Consider the following 15,666-nt stretch of genomic DNA (forward strand, 5'->3'; position numbering starts at 1 on the left):
GGTGTCAGCGGCGCCGGAAGATGGCGAACAGCAAGGCGTCGCGCATGGCGGTGAGTTCGCTGCGGTCGATGGCGTACGGGGCGTTGTGCCACAGTCCGAACTGGCCGTGCAGACCGGTCCACAGCAACTTCGTGGCCTCGTCCACGGTGAGCTGATCGGCCGCGGTCTCGTCCAGGCAGGGGGCGACCGCCCGCCGCCAGGCCTCAAGGACCTTGTTCGTGGGGTGACTTCCGGACTCGTCGCGGGGAGCGAGGGTGGGACCGACGCGGAACAGCAGCTCGTAGCGGCGTGGTGCGGCCGCCGCGAAGCGGCAGTACGTGTCCACGGTGCCCCACAGACCGGCCCAGGCATCGTCCGCCGGTGCCGACCGGCGAGCCTCGTTCAGCTCTTCCGCCAGCGTTTCGTAGACGTCGTCCAGCAGCGTCCACATCAGTTCGGCCTTGTCCTCGAACTGCCTGTACACGGCCGCGGAGGTGATGCCCGCCTCGCGGGCGATGGCCCGCAGCGACATCTCCTCGGGGTGTCCGCCCTCCTCCAGCAGGCGTCCAGCCGCGTCCAGAATCTCCTGGCGCAGCCGTTGCCCCTCGCCTCGTGGGTTGCGCGTCCGCGACGGCCCGGACCTTCCGCCGACCTGTCCAGTGCTCATCGAGTGCCCAGTCTCCTTGTCGTGTACAGCGTCTGTTCAGTGTGGGCCAGGCAGCCGCTCTGGCCGAATTCTATCCCCGGGCTTCCAGGGTCACCCTAGATGGTTTACAGTGTTTCCCAGTTAGGTAATCACTGATTACTTACCCCGGTTGCTACCTGCGGAGGCGTGTGAAATGCCCGAAAAAACCGGTCAGGATCTCAGCGGTGACCGCATCGACGCCCACACCCGCGAGCTGATCAAGGAGCTCGCCGACGGTGCCGAGCGACTCACCTTCCCCCTGCCGCGCTCCTTCCCCTTCGGCCCGCCGGCCGAGTACGCCGAGCTGCGGTCGAAGTGCCCGGTCGCCCCGGCCGTGCTGCATGGCAAGAACTCCTGGCTGATCGCCAAGTACGACGACGTGCGCGAAGCGCTCCAGAGCACCTCGCTCAGCGCCGACATGTCCCACCCCGACTACCCGCTGAACCCGGGTATGCGGGCCAGCCTGGCCGCGAGCGGACCCGGCGCCGGGTCCTTCCTCAAGATGGACCCGCCCGAGCACGACGTCATGCGCCGCATGGTGACGCGTGACTTCACGGTCAAGCGGGTCGAGGCCCTGCGGCCGAAGATCCAGGAGCTGGTCGACGGCCTGATCGACGACATGCTCGCCGGCCCCCAGCCCGCCGACCTGTTCCAGGCGCTCGCCACGCCGATGCCGAACACCGTCATCTGCTGGCTGCTCGGCGTGCCCCAGAGCGACCACGACTTCTTCCAGGAACGCTCGACGTATTTCTTCCGTCGCGATGTCCCGGACGACGTACGCCTGACGGCGTCCAAGGAGCTCAACGAGTACGTCTACAACCTCATCGACCAGCGCATCGACGACCCGGACACGGACCCCGAGGCGGACATCATCAGCCGTCTGGTCGTCGAGCAGCTTCGTGACGGGAAGATCAGCCGCCGGGAGGTGCAGGGCATCGCCTTCCTGATGCTGGTCGCCGGTCACGAGACCACCGGCAACATGGCCGCCCTCGGCACCCTCGCGCTGCTCCAGCACCCCGAGCAGTACAAGGCGCTCGGCGAGGACCCCTCGCTCGCGCCGGGCGCGGTCGAGGAGCTGATGCGCTTCCTCACGATCAACAACGAGCCGAACTGGCGGGTCGCCAAGGAGGACACCGTCATCGGCGGGCAGCTGATCAAGGCCGGCGAGGGCGTGGTCCCGCTGACCTTCTCCGCCAACCGTGACGAGGGCCACTACACCGCCCCGAACACCTTCGACATCCGCCGCCCGGACCGCGACCACCTCGGCTTCGGCTACGGCATCCACCAGTGCCTCGGCCAGCCGCTGGCCCGGGTCGAGCTCCAGGTCTTCTACGCCACGCTGGCCCGCCGCGTCCCGACGCTGAAGCTCGCCGTGCCGCTGGAGGAGGTGCCCTTCAAGACCAACGCCGAGATCTACGGCGTCCACTCGCTCCCGGTCACCTGGTAATCGGTTCCGCTTCCTCAACGACGAGGAGTCAAGCGCATGACCACCACAGGCTGTGCTCCGACCGGGAACATACTGGCCGAGCCGCGGCTGACCATCGACGGCAAGCTCGTCCCGAGCGCGGACGACGGTGTCTTCGCCAACGTCAATCCCGCCACCGAAGAGGTGATCGGGCAGACCTACGACGCCACCGCCTATGACATGGACCGGGCCATCGCCGCGGCTCGGCGGGCGTTCGACGAGACGTCGTGGTCCACCGGCCACGCCTTCCGCAAGCGGTGCCTGCTCCAACTGCACGAGGCGCTGGGCAACCACCGTGAGCTGCTGCGCTCGGTGGTGGTGGCCGAAGCGGGGGCCCCAGTGGTACTCACCCGCACGATGCAGCTGGACACGCCGCTGAGCGAGAACCTGCGCTGGCCGGCCGAGATGATCGACACGTTCGCCTGGGAACGGGACATCGGCGACAGTGACCTGTTCGGGGTGCACAGCTGGCGGCGGGTGCTGAAGGAGCCGGTCGGGGTCGTGGGGCTCATCATTCCCTGGAACTTCCCGGTCGAGACGACCCTGAACAAGCTGGGCTTCGCCCTGGCCACCGGCAACACGGTCGTGGTCAAGCCGGCGCCCGACACTCCGTGGAACGCCACCCACATCGGGCGGATCATCGCGGAGGAGACCGACATCCCGCCGGGTGTCGTCAACGTCGTCCCGTCCGCCGACCATCTGCGTGGTGAGCAGCTCGTGGACGACCCCAGGGTCGACATGATCTCCTTCACCGGCTCGACCGCCACCGGCCGGCGCATCCAGGAGCGGGGCGCGGCCACCAGTAAGCGTCTCCTGCTCGAACTGGGAGGCAAATCCGCCCACATCGTCCTTGACGACGCCGACTTCCCGTCGGTGCTGGGCCGGTGCGCCTTCTCCACCTGCGTCCATTCGGGACAGGGCTGCGCGCTGCTGTCCCGGGTACTGGTGCCGCGCTCGCGCTACGAGGAGGCGGTCGAGCTGATCGCCGCGGGCTTCGCCCGCGTGCCCTATGGCGATCCGACCGACCCCGCACACATCCAGGGGCCGTTGGTGAGCGCCCGGCAACGGGTGCGGGTGCTGGACTACATCCGTGTCGGCCGGGAGGAGGGCGCCTGGCTGGTCCTCGGCGGTGGCCGCCCCGCCCATCTCCCGCGCGGCTACTACGTCGAGCCGACGCTGTTCGCCGATGTGACGACCGAGATGCGGATCGCCCAGGAGGAGATCTTCGGCCCGGTCCTCACCGTCCTGTCCTACGAGGACGAGGACGACGCGGTCCGTATCGCCAACGACAGCCCGTACGGCCTGTCCGGCGCGGTCAGCACCGCCTCCAACGAGCGGGGGATGGCGATCGCCCGCCGGATCCGCACCGGAAGCTTCTCCGTCAACGGCGGTGTCTTCCACGGGGCCGACGCTCCGTACGGGGGTTACAAGGCCAGCGGCCTCGGCCGTCAGACCGGTCCGGAGGGCTTCGAGATCCATCTGGAGACCAAGACCGTCGCCGGCACCGGAACTCTCTGAACCCCATCTCTTCGACCCAGAACTCTCTGGCCTCGATCAAGCGATCCACGAAAGGATCATCATGAGCAGGAACTTCGACCTCGGATACTCCGGAACCAGGGTGATCGTCAGCGGCGGCGGCGGTGCCGGTATGGGTGCCTCCCTCGTCGGCAAGCTGACCGAGCTCGGCGCCGAGGTGCACGTGCTGGACCTCAAGGAGCCGCCGACCGGGACCGGCGCCGTCTTCCACAAGACGAACCTGTCGGACCCGGCGGCCATCACCGCCACCGTCGCGGAGATCGGCGGCCCGGTCAACGCCCTGTTCAACTGCGTGGGCGTGCCGGGAACCCGGACCACCCCGCTGGAGACGATGCTGATCAACTTTGCGGGCGTACGGCATCTGACCGAGTCCGTCATCCCGTTCATGGACGGGGGCGGTTCGGTCACCACCGTCGCCTCGCAGGCCGGCGCGGGCTGGGCCCAGAATCTCGACACCTGGCTGCCTCTGGTCCAGACCGAGGGCTTCGAGGGCGCGCGGGAGTGGCTGGAGAAGAACATCGGGGACGTCACCGTCCCCTACAACAACTCCAAGGAAGTCCTGGTCATCTGGACGCAGTACTCGGCCGTGGCCCTCGGTGAGAAGAACATCCGCACCAATGTGATCGGCCCCGGCCCGACGGCCACCCCGATGACCGAGGACTTCGAGAAGCTGGCCGGCAAGGACTTCTGGGACAAGTACCCCATTCCGCTGCACCGGCCGGCCACCCCGGACGAGCAGGCCGACACCCTGGTCTTCCTCGGCAGCGCCGCCGCCTCCTGTGTCACCGGCTCCTACCTGATCACGGACGGCGGCACCAACGCCGGCCTGGTCACGGGCCTTCTGAAGATCACTCGCTGACCAGCACAGCCGGGCCGCGGGGCACCCCTCCCGTCCCGCGGCCCACCCCCGATCCACACCGAACGCAAGAACGCAAGAAAGGGAGACCCCCATGAAGGTAGAAGTGGATGTTCCGAAGTGTGTCGCCTCGGGACAGTGCGTCCTGATCGCCCCCGAGGTCTTCGACCAGCGGGACGACGACGGCATGGTCATCCTGCTCGACGAGAACCCCGCGCCCGAACTGCACGACGGCGTGCGCGAGTCAGCGATGGTCTGCCCGGCGGCCGCCATCCGCCTTCTGGAGGCCTGACATGAACCGGATCGCGGTGGTCGGCGCATCCGCGGGCGGTCTGGCCACGTCCGAGGCGCTGCGCAGGCTGGGCTACGACGGCGAGTTGACGCTCATCGGTGAGGAGGAGCACCTCCCGTACGACAGGCCACCGCTGTCCAAGCAGATCCTGAGCGGGGAGTGGGGCATCGAGAAGCTGCCGCTGCGTGCGCGGGAGGACATCGAATCGCTGAAGCTGGATCTGCGGCTGGGCGTGCGGGCCAACGGCGTCGAGGTCGAGGGACGCTCGGTGCGGCTGGCGAACGGGGACGCGGTCGACTACGACGCGCTGGTCATCGCGACCGGGGTGCGCCCTCGCCGGCTCCTTGGCAGTGAGGGCGTGTCCGGGGTGCATGTACTGCGCACGCTGGAGGACGCCGTCGCGCTGAAGCAGCGACTGGTCGTCGGGCGGCGGCTGGTGGTGGTCGGCGCCGGGTTCATCGGTGCCGAGGCCGCCGCGGTCGCCCGCGGGCTCGGCCTTGAGGTGACGATGCTGGAGCCCGCTCCGGTGCCGCTCGCCCATGCGGTCGGCCCGGAGGTCGGCCGCGCGCTGACCCAGGCGCACTTCGACAACGGGGTCGATCTGCGCACGGGTGTCATGGTGCAGGAGATCCTCTCGTCCGAGGGACGGGTCACCGCTGTCCAGTTGGCCGACGGGAGCCTGATACCCGCCGACGACGTGGTGGTCGGCATCGGTTCGCTGCCGAACGTCGAATGGATGCAGGACAGCGGACTCCCGCTGGACAACGGTCTGGTGTGCGACGAGTTCAGCGAGGCGGTGCCCGGTGTGTACGGGGTGGGCGACGTGGCCCGCTGGTACAACCCGCTGTTCGATGCGCATATGCGCATCGAACACCGCACCAACGCCGCCGAGCAGGGTATGGCGGTCGCCCGTAACCTTCTGAACCCCGACGGGCGACGGCCGTTCGCTCCGGTGCCGTACTTCTGGTCGGACCAGTACGACATGAAGATCCAGGCATACGGGTACCTGCGCGGGCACGAGGAGGTCGCCGTCGTGGACGGCGACCTGGAGGCGCGGCGTTTCGTCGCCCTGTACCGGACCGGTGACCGGCTGGCCGGAGTGCTCTCCGTGGGCATGCCGCCGAAGGTGATCCGCACCTGGCGAGCCGCCATCGCGGCACGCAGCCCTTGGACGGACGCGATCGGCGGGGCCGTGGCGGCATAACCGCGCCTGCCGGCCGCGATGGGCGAGGGGACGAGGTCACCGACCTCGGGCCTTGACCCACCTCGGAATCTCCCGGCATGTCGTCGTCCCGCTCACTACGCATCGCTGCATGGCGGTCGTCGAAGAAGAACCAAATCCCCAGGAGCGCCGGTCGGTTCGTGTACGGCGCTCCTGAGCGACAGACGCACGGTCAGTACCCAACGGCCATCGCGCGTTTCGGCGCGGGGCCCGAGCACAAGGAGCGGGCATGAGCAGCACCGGTCTGGAAAACAGCAGTGTCATCATCACCGGCGGAGGGTCGGGCATCGGCCGTGCCGCCGCCCTGCGGTTCGCGCAGGAAGGCGCCCGGGTCGTGATCGCCGACATCAACGCGGACTCGGCAAAGGAGGTCACCGAGGAGATCCGCTCGGCCGGTGGCACCGCCGTGACCGTCGTCGGGGACCTGAGCGACCAGGCGGTGGTGGACGAGGTCGTGACCACGGCCGTCGAGGCCTTCGGGGGGATCGACGTCCTGGTCAACAACGCGGGAATCATGGGCCGGATCGCCGCCACGGCCGACATCACGGACGCCGAATGGGAGCGCATCCTCCGCGTCAACCTTACTTCGCCCTTCCTGATGACCCGTGCCGTCCTGCCGCACATGCTCGAAAAGGGCAAGGGCGCGATCGTCAACACGTCCTCGGAGGCGGGCCTGCGCGGCAGCGCTTCGGGCACCGGATACACCGTGACAAAGCACGGGCTCATCGGGCTGACCCGCTCCACCGCGGTCATGTACCGGGACAAGGGCATCCGTACTAACGCGATCGCCCCGGGAGCCATTGAGACGCCCCTGCCTTACGAGATGGACCCCGAAGCCCAGGGACCCTCCGTCGTCATCAAGTACGCGGGCAACGTCGGCCGCAGGGCGGACGCGGACGAGGTGGCCACCGTCATCGTCTTCCTCGCCTCCGACGCCGCAGGCAACATTAACGGCGCCGTTCTTCCCGTGGACAACGGCTGGTCCGCCGTCTGACAGGGCCGATCCGGGCGGTCTCCTGCCCCATGCCGAAGGGCCGACTGCAATGGCAGCCGGCCCTTCGGCATGTCTCCGACCCGACCGTTGCTGTCGGATCTTCTTCGAGTCGGCCGCAGTTCAGCCGGCGACCGGCACCGGCTCGGCGTCGGCCTTGGGCGCCTCCGGCTTCGCCCCGCTCCGCAGTGGTTCCTGGCGGATGAAGAAGGCGATGACGACACCGACGGCTGCCACGATCGCGCCCCAGGTGAAGAGCGCGGTGATGCCGTCGGTGACGGCCTGCTGGAACAGGTGGCGCGCCGCCTCAGGCAGCTGCTTCAGCGCCGCGGGCGTCATCGAGGACACGGAGGCGTCTACGCTCTGTCCAGCCGCGCCCGCGCTGGTGAGAGAATGGGTCAGGTGGCTGGTGTAGACGGCGCCGAGCAGTGAGACACCCAGCGAACTACCCATGCTGCGAAGGAAGTTGGACGCGCCGGTACCCGCGCCCATGTCGCGCATCTCGATGCTGTTCTGGGCGATGAGCGTACTGGTCTGCATCATTCCGCCCATGCCGGCGCCCAGGATGACCATGTAGAGCGCGGTGACGGTCTTCGAGGTACCGGTGTCCAGCGTGGCGAACAGGCCGAGGCCGACGGTGACCAGCGAGGCACCCGCGACCGGGACCCACTTGTAGTGTCCGGTCTTGCTGATCAGCGCTCCGGCGCCCAGGCTGACCACCATCGCGCCGAGCATCATCGGCATCAGCAGGAGACCGCTGTTGGTGGCCGAGGATCCCTGGACGAACTGCTGGTACTGCGGCAGGAAGCCCATCGCGCCGAACATGGCGAAGCCCGAGACGAAGGCGACCCCGCCGGCCAGCGTGAAGTTGCGGCTCTTGAAGACGCGCAGCGGCATGATCGGCTCAGCCGTCCGCCCCTGGACGATGACGAAGGCGATGAACCCGATCACGGTCAGCGCGACGAGCCCGAGGATCTGCGCCGAGTCCCAGTCGTACTGGGAGCCGCCCCAACTCGTGATGAGCACCAGCGCGGTGATCCACACGGTGAGCAGTGCGGCGCCCAGCCAGTCGATACGGGCCTTGCCTGCACCCTTCGGCAGCTTGCCCAGGGTGACCCAGCAGACCGCCAGGGTGACCGCGCCGAGCGGCAGGTTGACGTAGAAGGCCCAGCGCCAACTGAGGTTGTCCGTGATGAAACCGCCTATGAGCGGGCCGCCGATCATCGAGACCGGCATGACCGCCATCATCACGCCCTGGTACTTGCTGCGTTCCCGGGGCGGGATCATCTCGCCGATGATCGACATCACGCCGACCATCAGGCCGCCGGCTCCGAGGCCCTGAATGGCACGGAAGGCGACCAGCTGTCCCATGTCCTGGGACATGCCACACAGTGCCGAACCCGCAAGGAACAGGGCCACCGCGGACACGAAGACGATGCGGCGGCCGAAGAGGTCCCCGAGCTTGCCCCAGAGCGGGGTGGCGACGGTGCTCGCGAGGACGTAGCCCGTGGTCACCCACGCCAGATGGTCGAGTCCGCCCAGGTCGCCGACGATGGTCGGGAGTGCCGGGGCGACGATCATGTTGTCCAGCATCGCCAGCAGCATGGCGATGACCAGACCACTCATCGTGAACATGATCTGCCGGTGGGTGAACCCCAGCCCGACCTTCTCGGCCGCCGAGCCCGCCGCTGTAGCCGAGGGTGTCTTGTCGTCCCTGGCGTCGTCTTGAGCCGTCACTGGAATGCCCTCCACACTAACTTGCTTACCGGCCGGTTAGTAATCTAGGGCGCTTACCGGTCGGTTAGCAAGTGACGGTGGAGTAATAAGATGCAGAGGGCATGCCGCCATGGATGGGCCCGGGCAGGCGACGTAGTGGCGGGAGAGTGGGCAGGTGGTAGGTATGCGGCGCAAGGGCAGTGACACCCGTGCCGAGATCCAGCACGTCGCGATGGACCTGTTCACCGAGCGGGGCTACGAGGCGACCTCGATGAGGGAGATCGCCGAACAGCTCGGCATCACCAAGGCGGCGCTCTACTACCACTTCGAGAACAAAGAGGCGATCATCCTCAGCCTCCTCGACGGGCACTTGAGCGCCCTCGATGAACTCCTCGACAGGGCTGCCGAGCGACCGCATTCACCGGAGATGGCCTCCGAGCTCCTCGGAGGGTGGCTCGCCCTGACTGCTGCCCGCGGGATGCGTACCATGCGGTTCGCCGCGGCGAACCAGAACGCACTGCGTGCCGCCCGCCCGCCGGGGAGCGGTGGCACTCTGGAACGGATCGAGCGGGCGTCTCTCCTGATGCTCGGGCCGGACTCCGATCTTCAGGATCAGCTGCGGGTTCGCATGGCCCTGCTCACTGTCCACAGCGCGGTACTGGCTTCCCAGGGGACCAAGGCCGAGGACACCGACATCCTCGCGGCGGCCATGGACGGGGCGGCCCTGCTGATCGGTGACCTGTTTCCGGTGCCGGAAGTGCCCACCGAGGGGGAGTGGCTGACGAACGCGTCCGCGTGAGCGACACCGCGTCAGTGTCCAGCCGTCGGCGCACGGCTCGTCGCCCTCGCCGATCGTCTCCGTGCCGTCTCAGCGGAAGGTGCCGGAGCCGCCGTCGGCCATGAGGGTGTTGGCCGTGAGGTACGAACCGGCATCGGAGGCGAGGAACACGGCGAGTGCTCCGAGATCGTCCTCGCAGTCCCCGATCCGCTTGAGCGGTACGGATGCCAGCAGCGCGGCGTACTCGTCGGGAGCGGCCTGCTCGTAGGCGAGCATGCCCGGCGAGTTGGCGAAGGGGCAGATGATGTTGGCCCGGATGCCCAGCGGTCCCCACTCATGCGCGGCGACCCGGGTCATTCCTCGGATGGCTTCCTTCGTCGCCGCGTACGACGCGAACCCAGGGGTGCCGAACGTGCCGATCCCCGACCCGAAGTTGATGATCGACCCGCCGCCCTTCTCCGCCATCAGCGGCGCGCATGCCTGCATCAGCCAGAACGCCGCCATCACACCCGACTCGAAGGTGGCGACCATGTCGTCGTCGGAGTGGTTCAGGAACGGTACGTTCGACGTCGTCTGGATCGCGTTGTTCACGAGGATCGTCGGAGCGCCGAGTTCGGCCACGGTCCGCTCGACGGCGCGCAGACAGTCGGCCTTGACGCGGACGCTGCCCGCGATGCCGATGGCGCGCTGCCCGCGGGCCTCGACCTCCCTCACGACCGACTCACAGTGCGCGGCGTCACGCTCAAGAATGGCGACATCGGCGCCGGCGCTCGCGAAGGCCAGCGAGATGCCACGGCCGATCCCTTGGCCCGCACCGGTGACCAGTGCGACCTTGCCGTCGAGAACACCCATCTCTTCACTTCCATTTCCCGCCGGCCGCGCGGGGCGGGACGGCGAACCAGGGCTGAAACGCAGGACATGTGTCGCGTGTACCGGGTCGGTCAGTCATGACCGTGTGTGCGGCGACGGCAACGACGACCCCACCGGTAAATCGTCACTGTGCGTCTGGTGAGGGTAACCAGGCAGTCGGATGTGACGGCGCCCGGCAAGGAGACTCAAGATGAGCCGCGCGGCCGGCGGGATATCCTGGGTCACAGTGATCCTCCATCGTCCCGTCGTGCGGGCGTGAGAAGCCCGACCGCCAACGCGCCCACGGCGGTGACCGCGGCGATGGTGAAGACGACGCTGTACGCGGTCCCGCTCGGGAACGACGCCCCGTGCGCATCGACGACCAGCGCACTGGTCACCGCGGCGGCGACGGACGTGCAGGTCGAGTTGCCCAGCTGACGCATCAGGGTGTTGAGGCTGTTCGCGGCGGCGGTCTCGGTCACCGGCACCGCGCTCATGATGAGCAGGGGCAGCGCCGAGTAGGCGAGAGCGCCTCCGATGGCGCCGACGGTCGCCACCGCCACGAGGATCCACACGGATCCCGGTAGCAGGGCGAAGCCGATGTTGCCGACCGCCATCAGCCCGGTGCCGAAAACCAGAGTGAGTCGCGGGCCGTATATCCGTGACATCCGGGCCGACGTCGATGAGAAGACCACCATGCAGCCGCCGAGCGGCAGCAGGGCGAGTCCGGACACGATCAACGAGAGGCCGAATCCGTATCCGGTCACCACCGGCGCCTGGAGGATCTGGGTTGCCAGGACGAAGGTCGCGAACATCGAGAACCCGATGAGGACGGTGGCCAGGTTCGTACGCAGGACCGCCGGGCGGGCCGATACTCGCAGATCGACGATCGGGCTGGCTGCCCGCAGCTCCCAGTTCATCCAGATCGCGAACATCAGGGCGGCGCCGACGAAGAGCAGGATCACGGTCGGGCTCAGCCATCCCCAGTCCGCTCCCTTGGAGATGCCGAGCAGAAGACAGACCAGGATCCCCCCGAGACCGGCGGCCCCGGCTCCGTCGAACCTGCCCCCCGAGCGGAGGGGGGACTCCGCCACCAGTCTCCTGACCAGGACGATTTGGAGCATCGCGACGACCGCCGCGCCGGCGAAGAGCCACCGCCAGTCGGTCCACTCCGAGACGGCCCCGGCGATCGGGAGACCGATGGCCCCGCCCGCGCCGACGGATGCGCTCATCATCCCGACGGCGCTGCCGATCCTCTCCTCGGGGAGGATGTCCCGCATCAGGCTCATGCCGAGCGCGACGACCCCGAACGAAACGCCTTGCAGTGTCCGCCCGATGAGGAGCACCAGGATGTTCGGCGCGATCGCTCCGAGCACCGAGCCCACGAGGATCAGGCCGATGGAGATGAGCAGCATCCGGCGTTTGCCGTACATGTCCCCGAGGCGACCGAAGACCGGGGCCGAGACCGCGCCGGAGACAAGAGTGGCTGTCACCAGCCAGGCTGCCGTGGAGGTGCTCACGGACATCAGCCGGGGGAACGCGGGCAGCAGGGGAACGACCATTGTCTGCACCAACGACACCAGGAGGCCGCAAGACGCCAGTACGGCGATCGCGCGGCCCGGGCTCCGCACGCGGCTGTCAGGGTTGATGGTGGACTGCTGGTCCAGCGACGCGCTCATCGGCGTCCCTGACCTCGGGAGTTCATGGGCACCCCCGCGGGGACACCTCTTGAAAGAGATGTCCCTGCGGCGGCTAGGACGGACTGGACTCGCAGACTGTTGATGTCGTCGCCCCGATCGTGATGCTGGGTGGTGGTTGAGGAAACCGTCGGCCGCGAGTTCAGCGGACCTTGCGGATACAGAAGGCGAAGCCTCCACCGAGGGCTGCCATGACGGTGCCGAAGACGTAGAGCGCTGGGTAGCCTCCGCCGACGCTGATGAGCGCCCCGGCGACCAAGGCGGAGATGACGGTCGGAACCCCGGCCGCCGACGCCAGAAGCCCGAAGTCACGGCCTTCACGGTCACGGTTGGGCAGGACCATCGACATCAGCGCGAGATCGACGGCGAAGTAGGTTCCGATGCAGGCACCGCTGACGATCGAGTAGGCGACCATTCCGGTCCACGTCGGGCTGACGATCGGAATGAGCATGCATGCTCCGAGGCCGACGGCGGCGACACCGACGAACACCTTGCGCCGGTCGAGCTTGTCCGCGAGCCATCCACAGCCGGTCGCGACGACGACCCAAGTGACGACGTTGATCGTCGAGAGAGTGCTCACGGCGCCGGCGACGTCGCCGCCCGGCAGCTTGTCGGCACCGATGTAGTCGCTCACCGTGTAGTAGAGGTAGCCGGCGATACTGAAGTAGGAGAGGAACAGAGCGAACCGGCTGAGAAAGGCCATCGTGAAGTCGCGGTTCCGGAAGGCGACGAAGTAGCTCGACAGAGCGACTCTGCGATCGATCCGCCGTCGTTGCGCGCGAGCCGGCAGATCCATCGACGACCTGTCCCGCGCCCCCAGCACGAGGGTCAGCGAGGTCACGACGAGCACCACAGCTAGGACCGTGTAACCCGCCAGTTGTCCTACGCGGCTCGCGACGTTCACACCTACGAGCGTCCCCAGGGGCGCTCCCAGCCCGATGATCGCCGACGCCATCCCGCGCCGGTCGAGCGGGATCCGGTCGGGCAGGATCGCGTTCATCGAGCCCTGGAACATGTTCGCCGCCAGCCAGCACACGGTGTAGACCAACGCCAGCAGTGCCAGGTTGCCGATGAAACCCATGGCGATCATCAGCACGCCGGTGACCAGTGAGAGAACGACGATCCAGGGGGCCCGGCGACCGTGGCGGGAGCGCGTGAGGTCCGAGAGCGACCCACCCAGCGGAACCGCGACCATCGACGCGATCCCTACGAACGTGGTCAGGAGGGCGAGGTTGCCCACCTTGTGCGCGGCGTCGATCCTCTCGACCTGCGCCGGCATCAGGATCTGCTGGACGCCGTTGAAGGCCGCGAACATCGCGGTGGACGTCGGGAGCAGGAAGGCGAGCAGACGTGGCAGCGGAGCGCGGTGAGGAGTGAACTCGGCGAGGTGCTCCGTCACTACGGGTGCGGTCATGGATCCTCCAACGGGACCGGCCGGGGAGTTGGTAACACGATTTACTAAATCGTCACATCCCGGCGATGTGCGAAACATACTCATGCCGTCGGTGCCCCGCAAGAGCCGTGACACAATACGAAGTCATGGCCAGGGTCACGATCAAAGACGTCGCCCATGAGGCGGGTGTCTCGCAGACGACGGTGAGTTTCGTCCTCAACGGCAGGGACAACGGGATCCCGGAGCGGACCCGAGACCTCGTGATGAAGGCTGCGGCGCGTCTCAACTATGTGCCGTCGGCAGCCGCGCGGACGCTGCGCAGCGGACACAGCAGTCTGGTGCTCTGCCTGGTGCCCCCGCTTCCTGTCGCGCAGGCCACCGAGGAGTTCAAGAACCACCTCTCGGGTGTCATCGCCGAAGCCGGTTTCACGTGTGTCTTCGCCCAACTGACCGACCCGTCCCGGCCCTCGTTGGACATCTGGAGGCACGTGCACCCGGTGGGGGTGATCACCTTGGCCTCGTTGCCCACGGCCGACAGCACCGCGCTCGCCCAGGCCGGGATCCCGCTGGTCGACGCCGCCCAGGAGCGGGAGCGGCCCGAGGACGGTGTCCTCGACCAGGCGGGGATCGGCGCGCTGCTCGTCGAACATCTCGTCGAGCGCGGCCACCGCCGCATCGGGTTCGCCAAACTCTCCGACCCCCTTGAATTCCCTTTCGTCGAAGCGCGGTTGGACGGGGTGCGTCGGGCGTGCCACGTCCACGACCTGCCCCAGCCGGTGGTCGCTGACCTCAGCTACACGCGCGTCAGCGCGCTGGCCGCTCTGGAGAAGTGGAGGGCGGAGGCAGCGGGGGTCACCGCGGTCGCCGCGTTCAACGACATGGCAGCTGTGGCGATCATGACCTCGTGCCACGCCACGGGCGTACGCGTTCCGGACGACCTCGCGCTGATCGGTGTCGACGACCTGCCCATCAGCTCCCTGATGGAGCCCGCCCTGTCGACGATCGCCCTTGACCTCCGCGGCTCGGCCCGTCGTCTCGCCAATCGGCTCCTGGCCCAGTTGCCCGGTGCGAAGAAGCTGGCGTCGAGCACCTATGACGTCGCGCCGATGCGGCTGATCCATCGCGGCACCAGCTGAGGCGGAGCTCCGCGCCTCGGGGCCGGGAGCCCGCTCGTCCGCGTGACGACCGGGTCGGCGGCGCGGTGGCGAGGGCGGGCGGCGCCTCGTTCGAGGCGTGTGACCTGGCGTGGGTCAGGTGTGCCCGGGGCGCCATCATTGCATCCGGGTGTTGACGTCGGGGTGCTGTGACGGCACTGTAGCGTTCTACTAAATCGTCACCGTAGTGCGAGGGCGACGGAACAGCCGAACGCGGTGCGGGTGTACCGCGAGGTCGGCGAGCCGATCCCCGGCCGGTGAGGTTCACCGCGCGGCGGCCTGAGGAGTTTCGTCGGCCCGAGCGCGGTGCATGCCTGGACCCGGCCGTCGATCGGTCCGACGCGGTGGTGCGGACACCGAACATTCGGCGTCGTTGTCAGTCAGGAGGCGGGTTCGACCTCTTGATGGTCGAACCCGGAGATGTCGCGCCGGTCCGATCGCAGGACGGGCTCAGCGCCAGGAACGAGCACAGGAGGATTCAATGGAGAATCGGACTGCTGAGACTGCGGCGCCAGGTGGCGGCGCGGCTCGGGAAGCGGCCGTCCAAGCGATGTTGGACGAGCGGGCGATCACGAAGGTCATCCAGCGGTTCTGCCGGGGGGCGGACCGTTTTGACGGTGACCTCGTCCGGTCGGCGTTCCACGAGGACGCCACCGCCGACTACGGAAAGGTCTTCTCGGGCCCCGCCCAGGAACTGGGAAGCGCGGAGAAGCTCGAAGCGCTGCACGCCCCGACCTGGACCAACCACCAGCATTTCGTGACGAACATCGACATCGATCTCGACGGTGACACCGCGCACGTCGAGACCTACATGCTGGGCGTCTTCCGGCGCGTCGACGGCGGTGGACTGGATGTCTCCGGCGGTCGTTACGTCGACCGCTTCGAGCGCAGGAACGGCGAGTGGCGGATCGCCCATCGGGTGAACGTGGGCGAGTGGAACACGAGGATTCCGGTCGACCGGGAGGTTGAGATGCGTGACCTCTTCGTCGGCGGACGCCGTGACCGCTCCGATGTCTCATACCTCCGCTGACCGATCCCTGCGTCGCTGGAAGG

General features: G+C 67.9%; 14 protein-coding genes. 9 read left to right on the forward strand and 5 right to left on the reverse strand.

Annotated features, from left to right (window positions below):
• Positions 1-4: 4 nt before the first annotated feature.
• Positions 5-646, reverse strand: a complete 642-nt coding sequence (locus ACIRA5_RS04090) for a TetR/AcrR family transcriptional regulator (protein ID WP_403686978.1) — start codon at positions 644-646, stop codon at positions 5-7.
• Between the two features lie 172 nt (positions 647-818).
• On the opposite strand from ACIRA5_RS04090, the gene ACIRA5_RS04095 reads away from it, so the two are divergent.
• The 6 genes from ACIRA5_RS04095 (at position 819) to ACIRA5_RS04120 (ending at position 7,029) form a co-directional block, all read left to right on the forward strand.
• Entirely contained in the window at positions 819-2,111 is a 1,293-nt protein-coding gene (locus ACIRA5_RS04095; protein WP_403686980.1) for a cytochrome P450, read from the forward strand.
• Positions 2,112-2,147: 36 nt separating this feature from the next.
• Complete coding sequence (locus ACIRA5_RS04100) at positions 2,148-3,647, forward strand: aldehyde dehydrogenase family protein (protein WP_403686981.1); 1,500 nt, start codon at positions 2,148-2,150, stop codon at positions 3,645-3,647.
• A gap of 61 nt (positions 3,648-3,708) precedes the next feature.
• Complete coding sequence (locus ACIRA5_RS04105; RefSeq protein ID WP_403686983.1) at positions 3,709-4,524, forward strand: SDR family oxidoreductase; 816 nt, start codon at positions 3,709-3,711, stop codon at positions 4,522-4,524.
• Between the two features lie 91 nt (positions 4,525-4,615).
• Positions 4,616-4,813 carry a ferredoxin gene (locus tag ACIRA5_RS04110; RefSeq protein ID WP_403686985.1) on the forward strand — a complete coding sequence of 66 codons (198 nt, stop codon included), beginning with the start codon at positions 4,616-4,618 and terminating at the stop codon, positions 4,811-4,813.
• Position 4,814: 1 nt separating this feature from the next.
• Positions 4,815-6,017 (forward strand): NAD(P)/FAD-dependent oxidoreductase, encoded by a 1,203-nt coding sequence (locus tag ACIRA5_RS04115; RefSeq protein ID WP_403686986.1) that lies wholly within the window; start codon positions 4,815-4,817, stop codon positions 6,015-6,017.
• Between the two features lie 247 nt (positions 6,018-6,264).
• Positions 6,265-7,029, forward strand: a complete 765-nt coding sequence (locus ACIRA5_RS04120) for an SDR family NAD(P)-dependent oxidoreductase (RefSeq protein WP_403686988.1) — start codon at positions 6,265-6,267, stop codon at positions 7,027-7,029.
• Positions 7,030-7,149: 120 nt separating this feature from the next.
• On the opposite strand, the gene ACIRA5_RS04125 is transcribed toward ACIRA5_RS04120, so the two are convergent.
• Positions 7,150-8,778, reverse strand: a complete 1,629-nt coding sequence (locus ACIRA5_RS04125) for an MDR family MFS transporter (RefSeq protein ID WP_403686990.1) — start codon at positions 8,776-8,778, stop codon at positions 7,150-7,152.
• 148 nt (positions 8,779-8,926) lie between these two features.
• Here ACIRA5_RS04125 and ACIRA5_RS04130 point away from each other — a divergent pair, with 148 nt between their 5' ends.
• The gene (locus ACIRA5_RS04130) at positions 8,927-9,541 is read left to right on the forward strand and encodes a TetR/AcrR family transcriptional regulator (RefSeq protein WP_403686991.1); all 615 of its coding nucleotides are present in this window, start codon (positions 8,927-8,929) and stop codon (positions 9,539-9,541) included.
• Between the two features lie 69 nt (positions 9,542-9,610).
• Here the strand turns inward: ACIRA5_RS04130 and ACIRA5_RS04135 are convergent, their stop codons facing one another.
• The 3 genes from ACIRA5_RS04135 to ACIRA5_RS04145 form a co-directional block, all read right to left on the reverse strand.
• The gene (locus ACIRA5_RS04135; protein ID WP_403686992.1) at positions 9,611-10,372 is read right to left on the reverse strand and encodes an SDR family NAD(P)-dependent oxidoreductase; all 762 of its coding nucleotides are present in this window, start codon (positions 10,370-10,372) and stop codon (positions 9,611-9,613) included.
• A gap of 239 nt (positions 10,373-10,611) precedes the next feature.
• Entirely contained in the window at positions 10,612-12,048 is a 1,437-nt protein-coding gene (locus tag ACIRA5_RS04140) for an MFS transporter (protein ID WP_403686995.1), read from the reverse strand.
• A gap of 160 nt (positions 12,049-12,208) precedes the next feature.
• Entirely contained in the window at positions 12,209-13,480 is a 1,272-nt protein-coding gene (locus ACIRA5_RS04145; protein ID WP_403686997.1) for an MFS transporter, read from the reverse strand.
• A gap of 125 nt (positions 13,481-13,605) precedes the next feature.
• On the opposite strand from ACIRA5_RS04145, the gene ACIRA5_RS04150 reads away from it, so the two are divergent.
• Both ACIRA5_RS04150 and ACIRA5_RS04155 read left to right on the forward strand, forming a co-directional pair.
• Entirely contained in the window at positions 13,606-14,595 is a 990-nt protein-coding gene (locus ACIRA5_RS04150) for a LacI family DNA-binding transcriptional regulator (protein WP_403687000.1), read from the forward strand.
• Positions 14,596-15,163: 568 nt separating this feature from the next.
• On the forward strand, positions 15,164-15,643 hold the full coding sequence (locus ACIRA5_RS04155; RefSeq protein ID WP_403687002.1) for a nuclear transport factor 2 family protein: 480 nt from the start codon (positions 15,164-15,166) through the stop codon (positions 15,641-15,643).
• Positions 15,644-15,666: the final 23 nt, after the last annotated feature.

The organism is Streptomyces sp. NPDC096311 (assembly GCF_044763085.1).
In the GTDB taxonomy this organism is placed as follows: domain Bacteria; phylum Actinomycetota; class Actinomycetes; order Streptomycetales; family Streptomycetaceae; genus Streptomyces.